General features: G+C 48.9%; 10 protein-coding genes. 2 read left to right on the top strand and 8 right to left on the bottom strand.

All coding sequences use genetic code 11. The features are described from left to right. Nucleotides 1–148: 148 nt before the first annotated feature. Nucleotides 149–1,702 carry a porin gene (locus QMD03_01000; GenBank protein ID MDI6775815.1) on the bottom strand — a complete coding sequence of 518 codons (1,554 nt, stop codon included), beginning with the start codon at nt 1,700–1,702 and terminating at the stop codon, nt 149–151. Between the two features lie 264 nt (nt 1,703–1,966). Here QMD03_01000 and QMD03_00995 point away from each other — a divergent pair, with 264 nt between their 5' ends. Beyond that, complete coding sequence (locus QMD03_00995; protein MDI6775814.1) at nt 1,967–2,365, top strand: response regulator; 399 nt, start codon at nt 1,967–1,969, stop codon at nt 2,363–2,365. A gap of 2 nt (nt 2,366–2,367) precedes the next feature. Next, entirely contained in the window at nt 2,368–4,971 is a 2,604-nt protein-coding gene (locus tag QMD03_00990; protein MDI6775813.1) for a PEP/pyruvate-binding domain-containing protein, read from the top strand. 21 nt (nt 4,972–4,992) lie between these two features. Here QMD03_00990 and QMD03_00985 read toward each other — a convergent pair whose 3' ends face one another. From QMD03_00985 to QMD03_00955, 7 genes are all read right to left on the bottom strand, one after another. Continuing rightward, nucleotides 4,993–5,166, bottom strand: coding sequence for a hypothetical protein (locus tag QMD03_00985; GenBank protein MDI6775812.1), 174 nt, complete (start codon nt 5,164–5,166; stop codon nt 4,993–4,995). Nucleotides 5,167–5,170: 4 nt separating this feature from the next. Beyond that, entirely contained in the window at nt 5,171–5,575 is a 405-nt protein-coding gene (locus tag QMD03_00980; GenBank protein MDI6775811.1) for a cobalamin-dependent protein, read from the bottom strand. A gap of 12 nt (nt 5,576–5,587) precedes the next feature. Further along, on the bottom strand, nt 5,588–7,267 hold the full coding sequence (locus QMD03_00975; protein ID MDI6775810.1) for a methylmalonyl-CoA mutase family protein: 1,680 nt from the start codon (nt 7,265–7,267) through the stop codon (nt 5,588–5,590). A gap of 156 nt (nt 7,268–7,423) precedes the next feature. Then, the gene (locus QMD03_00970; GenBank protein ID MDI6775809.1) at nt 7,424–10,045 is read right to left on the bottom strand and encodes a PEP/pyruvate-binding domain-containing protein; all 2,622 of its coding nucleotides are present in this window, start codon (nt 10,043–10,045) and stop codon (nt 7,424–7,426) included. A gap of 7 nt (nt 10,046–10,052) precedes the next feature. After that, nucleotides 10,053–10,772, bottom strand: a complete 720-nt coding sequence (locus tag QMD03_00965) for a hypothetical protein (GenBank protein ID MDI6775808.1) — start codon at nt 10,770–10,772, stop codon at nt 10,053–10,055. Between the two features lie 4 nt (nt 10,773–10,776). Further along, nucleotides 10,777–12,060 carry a sulfite exporter TauE/SafE family protein gene (locus QMD03_00960; GenBank protein ID MDI6775807.1) on the bottom strand — a complete coding sequence of 428 codons (1,284 nt, stop codon included), beginning with the start codon at nt 12,058–12,060 and terminating at the stop codon, nt 10,777–10,779. A gap of 93 nt (nt 12,061–12,153) precedes the next feature. Beyond that, nucleotides 12,154–12,954 (bottom strand): hypothetical protein, encoded by an 801-nt coding sequence (locus QMD03_00955; GenBank protein MDI6775806.1) that lies wholly within the window; start codon nt 12,952–12,954, stop codon nt 12,154–12,156. Nucleotides 12,955–12,979 lie beyond the last annotated feature (25 nt).

Here is a 12,979-nt window from a genome sequence, read left to right as displayed (position 1 = left end):
TCGGCAGGCTAACACGCACCTTATATACCTGTCCAGTTTTTGGGGAGAGTTATAAACTATACTCAATTTCCCCTTGATTTTCCGTTCACCTCAGGTTTTTCTTTATTCCTTTACGTCGCTATTTTCATGCCACGAAAAGGAGGTTTCATTAGGGTGTCAGGATGAAACGGAGGAGGTAGCCCAACTCGGAGCTTTCATACTTTCTATTGGTAAAAACACCCCTGTCTGCGTACTCAGTTATAATCCCCTTTCCCTCGCTGCTGTGCAGGTAATTTACATCAAACATGATCCTGCATTTGGGATTCCAGATCCAGCGTATGCCGCCGGTCACAGAATACCCCTCGCTGCTCCCATCAAGGAGACCTGAGTCAAAAAGTTCCTGGGAGGCATCCTTATAACTATACCGGGCGATAACCTCCCAGGCCCCCCAGGTGCCGTTTTTCAGGCTGAAGTTTTTCTTGGGCTTTGGCTGCCTCCAGGCAAAGAACACATCCTCGAATTCCTTCTGCTCACCGGTGAGGAAATAGCTCACCCAGAACTGGTGCACATCCACATGATAGTTGCCAGGGAGTCGGAAATCGAGTGTGCCTTTATCATCTTCTTTATATACGGTAATATCCTCCCACTGAACACGATTGAACTCGTAGCTCATGGTCAGGGGACCGTGCAACCAGTGGAACTCCCCCCCATAGCGTGTGCGCTGATCGAGGTCCACATAGCTTTTCGTCCAACGGAACCACCTGGACTCATAGTTTTCCGTCCTCATGTTCGTTTCACCCCTTGTCGTCTTGATGGACTGGATGCCGGTCTGATAGCTCCCCGCAAAACGCATCCCTTTAAGCCACGGAGAAGCCATGTCCTTGAAAGGCACGAGAAGGATCCGTCCGGCGAAGTCCTTATGGTTATCATAATCACCGGAACCGACATCCTTATCTACACCCACGCCTGTTGTCGCAGCGAGACAGGTCTGGACTTTCCCGCCAAGAAACTGGCTTTGGATATTGATTCCTCGATCAAAAAAGGGGGAAACGGGTGTGGCGGTTGCATACTCAACGAAATTAATATGTGCCTCTTCTGTAAGCGAGTCGGCGCCTCCGGCGGGAACCTTGAACTGACCGATCTGCAGATTAAATTCGGGACGCACCTTAAACATCCAGTAGGCATTTCTCAGATAAGGATCATCGGCCATCTCGATCTGGAGGCGAAAGATATGCTCCAGATCACCCCTATAGAGGTTTCCCCTCATATCGTAACGTGCCCGGCGGATATCGAATGAGTCGGGACTCCTGGACCCGCCACTGAAGAAACGGGTATCGAAATGCAAAACGCCGCCAAACTGAAGTCTGAATTGTTTGTCCGGCGTCTCAAGGAAGAAACCGTCCCGCCAGTAGGCGATAAGCCCCGTCTTCTTCTCTTTTTTTAACTCTTCCTCCCGCTTCGTGGTTACCTTTTCTACCTCTTCCACCTTCCTTTCCAGCGCCTTGAGTCTTTCCTGTTCCTGGCGAGCCTTATCTTCCGCCTCTTTCTGTCTCTCCATCTCCAATTTTAAGGATTCGAGCGATTTCTGCTGTCCCTGGATTATCTTTTCAAGATTCTCTATCCTCTGTTTGAGTGATTCCTCAGGGGAAGCAAAAGCCGGCGTACGGAACCCGAAAAGAAAAAACGAAAGACTAACGACAAGAACCAAAACTTTCCATTTCATCCTACGATACCCCCTATCGAAATAATTGCCTATCGGCGTGTTCCTTGCCATATATACAAAATCTATGCCGGGAAGGCAACCCCATATTATTGACTAATCTGCCGTCAGATGGTAATTTGTGTGTAACTACTCAGGCACAAAGCAGAGCGGAGCAGGGTCGTTTCGTTGTTTTTTTCCTACTTTGTGCCTTTGGTGCTCTGTGCCTCTGTGCCTACCTGAATAGTTACATTTGTATACAATAAACTTGCTGGGGAGAGATCAGATATGGAAATTATCCACCTGCTGCTGGTAGATGATGAAGAAGATTTCAGAACAACACTGGCCGGCAGGTTAAAAAGAAGGAATATGGATGTTACCAATATTGGCAGCGGCAAAGAGGCGATAGAACTGGTCAGAGAAAAGTCTTTCGATGTGGCCGTTGTTGACATCAAAATGCCCGGGATGGACGGCATAGAAACCCTGAGGCAGATCAAGAAGATTGCTCCACTCGTAGAGGTTATCCTGCTGACCGGACATGCCTCTGTGGAAGCAGGTATCGAGGGTATAAAATCAGGGGCTTATGATTACGTGATTAAACCTTGTAATGTCAATGATCTCTTGCTTAAGGTAGAGGATGCCTACCGGCGGAAACTGGTCGAGAAGGGGCATACTCAGGAAGAATAAATATGTGGAAAAAACTTAAACTCTTTAAAAGGAAAAAATTAAACCAAGGCGCTTCCTCCCGGAATAACCTGTCCGATCTCTTTCGCTTTAAATATTCCTGTTTCAAAATGTTGCTGGATTCGAATGCCGAATTTTTAAAGATAATAACCGATATAGAGGAGAAACTGCGGGGACAGCAGGTCTTTGGTATGTCATACGTGAAATCCCGGTCGGCCCAGGCCGTTTTCCATACCCTGCGTATGGTTAAAAACTTAGATGACCTCTCGGGCCATCGTTACTCTTTACTTTTTGATGTCCTCGAAAAGATCAATGTAAAAATCAAAGAGATCCTGAGTAAGAGAAAGGAAATTCCTCCAACAGAATTGATTTTACCCTACTGTCAGATCAACGCAGAGATGATGGACTGGGTGGGAGGGAAAAATGCCAATCTGGGTGAGATACATAGCAGGGTGGGGCTTCCCATACCCGGGGGATTTGCTGTCACCACACGGGCCTGCGAGTCTTTTATGGCCGACAATGATCTCTTTGATGAGATCAGCAGGAAAAAGATGGAGATTGACCCTGATAACCCGGAAACCATTAAAACCACCAGTGAAGAAATCCAGCGGTTAATCGTCTCCGCCCAGGTTCCTGCCACATTGGAAGAGGCCATCCTCCTGGCCTATGCAAAACTTGCCGAGGCTGACAGTAAGGGGCAATCTCCGAATTCTTCTTTACGGGTATCCATGAGGAGCAGCGGGATTGGAGAGGATAGCGAGCTTTCCTATGCCGGCCAATACCTGTCCAAATTAAACGTGCCATCGGATCGTCTCATCCAGACCTATAAGGAAATCGTAGCCAGTCTCTATACTCCCCGGGCGATTGCCTATCGCCTCAACAAAGGGATAAGGGACGAAGATATCGCCATGAGTGTGGCCTGCCTGCAAATGGTGGAATCCGCAGCCAGCGGCGTGATGTATTCGCGAAATCCTTTCAACCTCCTAAAAGAAAATATCATCATTACCGCCGTATGGGGACTGGGACCATATGCCGTGGAGGGGGTCATCACGCCGGACAGTTACACGGTGGGCAAAAATCGTCAAACAATAGCCGCCGAGATCTCCCACAAGACAGTTCAATTAGTCAGTAAGCCGGACGGTGGTTTGATGGAAATTCCCGTGGCGGATGATCTTCAGGACAAACCCTGTCTCTTGCCGGAAGAGATCGGCATTCTTGCCGGCTACGCCCTGAAACTTGAGGAACATTACGGATGCCCCCAGGATATCGAGTGGGCCCTCGACCGGGAGGGGCGTCTCCTTATCCTGCAAAGCCGCCCCCTTCGCGTAGCAGACTATGGGAAAAACTATCCCATCACCCCCGTCTTGACAGCATACCCGCTGCTGATCGAAAAGGGAACGACCGCATCTGCGGGGGTAGGTTTCGGACCGGCCTTTCATGTAGCTTCAGACGAAGACCTCTTGAATTTCCCCGATGGGGCGGTCCTGGTGGCCAGGCACTCTTCTCCGAAGTTTGTTATGGTCATGAAGAAAACCCGGGCCATCATCACCGATCTGGGAAATGTAGCGGGACATATGGCCTCTCTGGCCAGGGAATTTGCGGTGCCTACCGTTGTGAATACCAATGTGGCCACGACCAGCATCCCCTCCGGTATGGAAGTTACCGTGGATGCCTATTCGGGAAGGGTATATCTGGGAAGGGTGCCGGAATTAGACTCCTTCCAAATTACCGGTAAATCCCCCATGCAGGGCACACCAGTATACAGGGTCCTGAGGGAAGTCAGTGATTGGATCGTCCCTCTGCATCTTCTGGATCCCAAGTCGCCCAACTTTGCCCCTCCTTTTTGTCAGTCCCTTCACGATATCAGCCGGCTGGTACACGAATTCTCATATACTGAGATGTTTCAACTCAGCGATTTTGTATCCGATAAAAAAGGAGTGGCTTTTAAATTGAAGGGGTCCATTCCGCTTGACCTGTATGTTATTGATTTAGGGGGTGGTCTGACGGAAACCAGCGTGCATCTCAAAAGGGTATCTCCGGATAAGATCGCCTCTGTCCCCTTCAAGGCCCTCCTTAGAGGAATAACGCATGAAGATTTCCAGCAAAATCAATTACGCCCGGTGGAGTTTAAAGGTTTTTTATCTGTGATGAGAGAGCAGATGCTCTCCCCCCCTTCTACAGTGGAAAGGTTCGGTGATCGCAGTTATGCCATTATTTCCGATAAATATCTGAATTTTAGCTCCCGCGTGGGGTACCATTACAGCATCCTTGACTCTTACTGCAGCCAGACAGTGAACATGAATTATATAACATTCTCTTTCAAGGGGGGCGCGGCCGATGATGTGCGGAGAAACAGGCGTGCCCGGGCTATCGCCAGGATCCTTCAATCACTCGATTTTGCGGTGGAAATTACCGGAGACCAGGTAGGCGCCCGGTACCAAAAACATGAGCTCCCTCTCATGGAAGAGAAGCTGGACATGATCGGGCGACTGTTACAGTTCACACGCCAGATGGACATGCTGATGACCAATGAGGCCAGTGTCGAGGCCTTGGCCAAAAACTTCCTGATGGGAAACTATAACTTTGAAGAAAAAATTCTCCGTAAATAGATGTAAAGGAAACTTCCTCAATCAAAAGCTTATCCTCTTCGTTGGCGCTGGGCGGTCGGCAATGAAAAGGCAGCGATCCGTGGCAAAGATACTGATGGCCTCCTGCTCAGGTTCCCTGGGTACCGACTGGGTCAGCCAAAAGAGGAGGGCCTCTACTACCGGAGGAGCTTCGATAATGGAATGGAGGTCTCTCAACAATCTAATCTTTGATATTGCCCATATTGTCTTTAATATATTGAGCAATATCTGCAGCAGACGACCCGGGGCCAAAGGTTCTTCCCACACCCGTACTTATCAACTCTGGTACATCATCATCAGGGACTACTCCTCCTACAATAACCAATATATCTTCCCTTTTACTTTCTCTTAACCCTTTTATTATTTCAGAGGTAATGGACTTATGTCCCCCCACGGAAAAACTTACCCCCACAACATCCACATCTTCCTGAATGGCCGAACTTACCACATCCCGAGGATAAACAAATCTAGTGAAGATCACTTCCATACCAAAATCTCTTAATTTCCTGGCTAGATGCCTTACTCCCCGATCATGTCCATCAAATCGAGCGATGGTCAACAACATCCTGATCTTTTTTTCTTTCATCAATCCTACCTCCTATGCCCAACCAAATACTTCTCTTAAGACGCCCTGCAACTCCCCAAGGGTAGCTTCTGCTTTTGCCGCCTCAATTACCGCCGGCATTAGCTCCCCGCTATGTTCAGGCCAGGTTTCATTGACCAGTACAGCTATTTCCCTGAGTCTCTGCAGGGCTTCTTTTACTTTTTCATTATCCCTTTTTTCCTTGTATTCTTTAAGCCTTCTTAGAGCCTCCTCCTCTATCTCCGGATATTTAAAGACGGGGACTTTTTGTTCCTTCTCTGTTACATATTTATTCAATCCTACAATTATCTTTTCCCCTTTATCTATCTTCTCCCGCCATTCATAAGCAGACTTTGTGATCTCCTCTTTAAACCACCCGGATTCCCAGCACTTTACAAAGCCGCCCCTTTTGTCTATCTGTTCTATAATCCGGAAAATCTCTCCTTCCACTTTGCTGGTCAGCCATTCTACATAATAGGAACCTGCCAATGGATCTGAAACATTCGGTATGTTTGTCTCATGGAGGATAATCTGCTGGGTCCTCAGGGCGAGGATGTGGGATTCTTCGGTGGGAGTAGAAAGAGCTTCCAGATACGAATTTGTCTGGATGGAATTTGTACCTGAAAGTACCGCTCCCAGAGTCTCTAACGTGGTTCTTACCACATTATTTAAAGGCTGCTGCGCCGTTAAGGTAACACCAGAGGTCTGGCTGTGCATCCTTAAATGCAACGATCTCGGATTTTTGCAGTCAAATCTTTCCCTGTTCACCTTGGCCCACACCCTTCTCATCGCCCTGACCTTGGCAATCTCCTCGAAGAAATCGGCGGCCTGGGCAATCTGAAAGCCAACTCTCGGTAAAAACTCATCCGGCTCAAGTCCCGCTTTTATGCATTCTTCCGTGATGGCTATTCCTGCCGCTATCGCAAAACCTGCCTCCTGGATGGCGCTGCCCCCCGATTCTTCCACATAATAAGATACGATATTGGTATGATTCCACTGGGGCATGTTCCGGCAGCAGAATTTTATAAACTCCGCCATAAGCTTAAAGGCGCTTTTGGGAGGAAAGGCAACGTTGCCCACAAAAGCAAAAGACCAGAGCCAATTCATACTGTTGCCGTAAACTTTTGTTATGGGGATCCCCCTTTTTTCAAGATAGGCAACGTACAGCGCTATCTGGACCAGGGTGGCACGGCAGATGTTGTGGACAACTGATACTTTCGTAAGATCAATATCGTGAAAAAGGTAATCAAAATCATCTTGAGTCGCAAAATGACAACCCGCGTGTCCCACCCTCCCTTTCACTTCCGGATCATCGGGATCGTAACCTGCCTTCGCTACCAGATCGAACACCAGGTTATAGGCATCCTTGCCAAAATAACCCCTGGCTCCCATTTCTTTTAAAAGATCCATTCTTTCCCGGGTTTGTTCCGGCAAACCATAGCCCAAAACCAGATTGTTAAACCAGGGGGTGAATTGATACTGCACCGGGTATATCCCTCTTGTATAAGGATAAACCCCCGGCATTTCCGGTTTAAAACCAACCTCTTCCAGATCTCTTGTTGTATAAACGGATTTTACCTGGATACCGGAATCTGTAGTAGCTTGAAACTCTTTGCCTTTGTAAAGCTTGTCGTATGACTCTTTCCACTGTGCTTTCAACTTGTCCTCTTCCTCTAAGAATTCCTTTTTAAACATCTATGACCCCCCTTTTTTTTAATATTTTTGTAACTACTCAGGTTAATAGGCACAGAGGCACAAAGCTGTCTTGCCTATTTGCTGCTTAACTTCCTGATTAAACTGCTAAGCTCTGCCCCTCTGTGCCAAGCCTAACGGTAGACAGAACATTGTTTGTCAATCAGGCGAATTGGGTATGGCCGGCCCCGGGGTCTCGAGAATGGAATGGATGTCTCTCATGATCTTTGCCCTCTGGCCGCTTATGGAGGCATCGTCCAGCATAATCATGTCTAACTGGCGGGTATGGATGATCAGGTAACCGATGACCATGAGCCTTCCTTTCATGAAGCCTTCCTCTTGCCCCTCCAGGCGGGAAAAAAGTGCATCTTCCCTGACCTCTGTCCGAAAACCAAATTCCTCTAAGATACGGCCGACAAAAAAGGTACGTCTCACCCTTCGCTGATAGTCAGCGGCACCCCCCTTGAACTGGAAACTGATGTAATTTTCCAGGGCTCTTTCACCAACTAATGCCTCCACAATGGAGAAATGGAAACCAAACCGAGAATGGAGGCTGCAGAAATTCTTGGAGATCATAAAATAATTGCGGACGGCATAGGAGGAGCGGGAGGAGGGATCGAGTGCCAGATTGGTAGTGGCCTCGTGCAAGATGGACAAAAATCCCTTTGCATTCACCGGCGGGGGGCCCCGCCAGGGGATGGCGGTGATCCCCTTCCAGAGGGCGAGCATGGGGATGGAGGAGATGTTTTCTAATTTAACATGCCTTCCCTCGACCTCATCCTTGAAGCCGTCATCTAAATCAATGACCCAGAACTGCATCGGTACGTCAGTTACCAGTTGTTTACTGGCACGCTCTGGGAAATGATGCTCCTTACCGAAACTGAACATCTCCCAAACCGCCTTTTCGTGGGAAAAGCGGGTAAGATCATGGAAGGTCCGGCACTTCTGCGGTTTAAAATCGGGGGCATCCGGATCAAGGAGGTTTAAGGGGACAATGTACCGGCTTACTTCTTTGAGGATCTCATAAACAGGGCTGCCTTCGGCAAATTTTTTCTTATGCTCCGACTGCACTAACAGCGCCTCAACACGGCCCTTATAGATTCTCCGTCCCTCGGCATCTACCGTTACCAGGTCGTTATTCTTCAATGTATCAGTCGCCCCGGGAACACCGAACAATGCCGGGACGTTAAATTCCCTCGCCACCGTCGCCAGATGGCCGGCAAAACTCCCCTCCTCAGTGACCACCGCCTGGGCCCGACTCAAGAGAGCAGCCCATCTCGGCAGAGGCCAGGGGGTAACCAGGACAGCCCCCTCCGGAAACTGAAGGGTATCCATGTCTCTCTTTACTATAAAGACAGGACCGCAGGCCACACCGGCAGAGGCCGTTATCCCTCCTGCGATGATCACCGATTCCTTCTCTACCGGCTCCTCCGGCCCTCCAGGAACATTTTCTCCCGTATCAAACTGCTTAAGCGGCCGGCATTGCAAGATATAGACGGCGCCATCCTGGGAAATGGCCCACTCAATGTCTTGAGGAAACCCGTAGTATTCCTCTATTTTCATTGTCATCCCGGCTAACCGACGGACCTGGTCGTCTGTCAGGGAAGGGGAGGAGGCCTTCTCTCCCGCCAGATCCAGACGACATACCCCTTCTTCAGGGTAACAGACGAACTTATATTCCTTGTTCCTGATCTCTTTCTTTACCACAGCCATGTTATCTCGTAAGACAACAAACAGGTCGGAGGCCCCGCTGCCGTCAACCACGGATTTGGGCAGACCCCAGGCTGAGTTTATAAAAATCGAACTGTCTCTCATATCCAGCGGATTACGGGAGTAGATGACCCCGCCGGTCAGCGCATCAACCATCACCATGCAACCCACACACATGTCAATGTCTTCATCACGGATCCCCTTGTTCAATCTGTAAGCCATGGCCGGCAGGCTGTACTTGCTGGCGATGACTTCTCTATAGGCCCGCATAATATTTTCGGCGCTCACGTTCAGTTCAGAACGATACTGTCCGGCAAAGGATGTTCCCATAGAATCTTCCGCTAAGGCGCTGCTCCGCAGAGATACCGTTATCCCCCCTCTGACCTGCTGCTCCAGGTCTCTGTAAGCCTCCATGATTATCTCTTCCAGGTCGGGAGGAATACTTGACCGGATGATCAGTTGCTGGATGCCGGCGCTGAGGGTGTAGAGATGGACGATCTGCTCCCCACGAGAAGACTGGAGGCGACGGTCAATCTCTGTCTGAAGGTCGTTATGGGCAAAAAACCTCTGATAGGCAAGGGCTGTGATCACGAAGCCTTCCGGTGTGGAAATCTGGAGCTGATTTTTTATTTCCCCCAGGCCGGCCATCTTATTTCCCACCTCATCGGCCATCTCCCCGCCGATTTCCCGCAGTGAAATAACAAGCCTGTCCCCTTTGGGCAGTCTTCTCCGGGAAAGTATCTGATTGATGGACGTCTCTATATCCCTGAACCTGTTGTATAATTCCCGGTATTTGCCTGGGGCGAGTTCATCAAGATTCTGGATGATACGGAAGACATTGACAGACAAAGCTGTACAGTTTGCCCTGATAAAGGACATACTGAAAGGGCGTCCCCCGGCAAGGGCCTGCTCTATATCAGCCATAATCTCCAGGGCCTTGTTGTTGGCATTGAGAAGGAGCTTAAAGTTATGGTAGCGGGCCCTGAAGGTAGAGCGAAGTTCCTCGACGTTAAAAGTAAAAAGTCGCCTCCGTGGGGGGGTGGAAAAGATTTTTTTCAGGAAAGGAAGCACGGAAAGCTTAAACCTCTTTTTTATGGCCCGCTTTCATCTGCAGGCCGAGACCCTCAAAGAGGAAGAGGATTGCATAACCCCACCACAGGGTATAAAGGACATAGAAGCCGAGCGAAACACTTAAGATGCCAACACTCGAAGATGCCGATCTCGGTTCGATTTTATAGAAATTGTATGCCACCTCAATGGTTCTCTTCATCACCTCTTCCACCCAGGTCGCCTCGGTGAATCTTTCCTGTTTTGTCAGTGCCTTGTTCAGTGCCTTGAATCCTTTATGCCAGACAAACAACACCTCTTTTTGCGGGAAGCCGTATTTCTGGGCGATCTCTTCACCTCGATTATAGAAGACAACGTCGCTATCCCTGATCGCCGCCTCTAAAATCCGGCCAAGGTCGCCATTTACCTTAAGCAGGGGTAAACCATTGCCTGCTGTACTCACCGAAGCGCCCGCGGCGGAGAAGAGCTGCCCTGTCTTCTTTGCCATTTCTTCATTATCAAGTTTGATGGCAATATCAACACGACGACCTTTATACTCCTCGTTTTCTTTCAGAACTTTGGGGATGTAGTACGTTGATCCCTTGGCAATGGAGTTGAAAAGCCGATCGGCAGCCTGGAAGGCATTCCTCCCTCCCCCGAATACAGGGGTAAACATTATTCCCAGGACAATCAAGAAACTTACAGATAGAAGAAGACCTTTAGTGAATTCCCTTTTATTTGCCACGATCATTGCCTTATACCTCCCCTCTTAAGACTTTAATGTTGCTGAAAAACTTTCCGATTACCCAGATCGCGAAAACCCCCACGGCAATAAAGAAGAGCCAGTTACCGATAGTGGTCATAGTTGCTGCCATAGCTTTGGAGATGTCAATGATCTCCATTTCCCTGAGTTTACCGGGCAGGGCAAACAACCTGTTGAGAAAACCGGCGAGAACGGCTACAGCATAAAACCCCCTGATATAGATTCCTTTGACAACCTTGGTGGTCAGTGCGCCGAGCTGAATTCCTATCAGGGAGCCGAGAAGCATCCCCATGGCCAGGGTATAAAAAACGAAGCCGTAGATGGCGTATTGTGAAATGGCGGCATAGCCGGCGGTAAATATGATCTGCAGAATATCCGTTCCCACGGTGGTAAAGGATGAAACACCGAGGATGTAAACAAACATGGGAAAAGTCAAAAAGCCTCCGCCTACCCCCATGATTGCTGCTGCGAAACCGACAATAGCCCCGCAGATAGCCACAAAAACAGCGGAAATCTTCTTCCCACCGGGGGTAAGGTCCTGATCAAAGGTAATAAAGGGAGGAATCCTGGCCGACTGCAACCTGGCGGGAAGGCCTTTCCCCCCGGAGGCCGCTTCGGCGCCATGGGGGCTTTCTCCCACATGGGCTCCCACCTCTCCGCCGGCTCTCCTGAGCCTGAAAAAATCAACCAGGGCATAGATGCCTAAAAACCCTAATAGAAGGACATAAACAACGCTGATGAAGGTATCACTCAAAACAGGGTTTTTTTCATAAAGTGTCCTGTTGATCACCCCGCCACCGGTAACCCCGAGGACTGATCCGACTAAAAAGGCGACAGCCAGGCCAACCGAAACATTACCTAATTTTTTATGAACCACCGTTCCCATAATAGCCTTGGCGAAGATGTGGAAGAGATCGGTGCCTACAGCCAGGATTCCCTTTATTCCGGCGCTCATGAGCGCCGGCGTGATGATAAATCCCCCGCCCGCCCCGATAGCGCCGGTAATTAACCCTGCACAGAGGCCGATGAGTATGGAGACCATAAAAACAAAGGTAGTATAAAAGGCAGGGCTGTAAGCCTCTTTCCCCCCTAAGATGGGTGGAAGTTCGGCGGTGGCGAAAGCGATGGATCCTAAAATGATCGGCAATAACATCAAGCCCAGTATCAGGCGCCTCTTCTTACTGCTCAAGATGTTCATCGAGATTTCATACTCCCACCTTGCATGGGCCTTTGCAGCCATCAAGAGCATCTGATACAATCTCTCGCCTTTTCTCATTAAACAACATCCTCCTCTCAAATTTTAGTGTAACTACTCAGGGGTTAGTGAATCAGGAGAAAATTATTTCATTCTAACTCCTGTCCCACCGATCTATTCGTGGGTTTGCTCCTGAAGTGAAACGATATAGCCCGGTTTCACTGTGTAGTTAAATCCCGCCGTTGCCAACGAGTCTGTTTCTGAGACTCTGTCAACCACTACCGTTCCTACCGGTTTTCCCTTTTCATTAAGGAGGGTAAGGCAGGTATCGGCCTGGATACCATGTCTGGTACCTAAACTGAAGGCAATCTCGTATCCTTCCTCACCCCTCCTGACCTTATAGACCTCTGCCTTTCCCTGTTTGGCCATGAGATCTTCAATCTTTCTGGAGAGGGAAAATATATACCCGAAGGCCAAAACAACCAAGGGAAAAGAAGAAGCGACTGCAACCCACGGAGAGATGTCTAAGTGTCGCCGTATGAGAGACTTGAAGCTCTGGCGATAGCTCGCATAATCTTTATGAACCCTTATCAGAAAAATAAGAGGCGATTTTTGCATCTTCTTTCCCTTAATACCCACGACTAATCTATACTCTCCCTGTCTAATATGGGGGTCGGTTGTTAGCCGCCCCTGCCACATGTTTTCCCCGAACCAAAAACCTCTCTGAATCGAATCAATGGAAAGCTGAATAAGATTTGAACTGCTCCTGTAGGTTAGTTCCTGGATGTTCTGGGCTTTTTCCGCCAGTGGTCCATTGATCCCTATAGATGTTCCAGGAATAAGATTAAATACATTTATCGGTTGCCTGAACCCGGCGACCAGGGCATCAATAAGTGACAGACTGAGGACAACACAAAAAACGGCGGCAGCTTTCCCCATGGCGTTTCTCCACCGTCTAACCTTCTCTACGTCCATCACAACTACTCTATCCCCTTTGACT

This window comes from Syntrophales bacterium, from assembly GCA_030018935.1.
In the GTDB taxonomy this organism is placed as follows: domain Bacteria; phylum Desulfobacterota; class Syntrophia; order Syntrophales; family CG2-30-49-12; genus CG2-30-49-12.
Note: the sequence above shows the minus strand (reverse complement) of the source record. Positions and strands in the feature narration are given on the sequence as shown.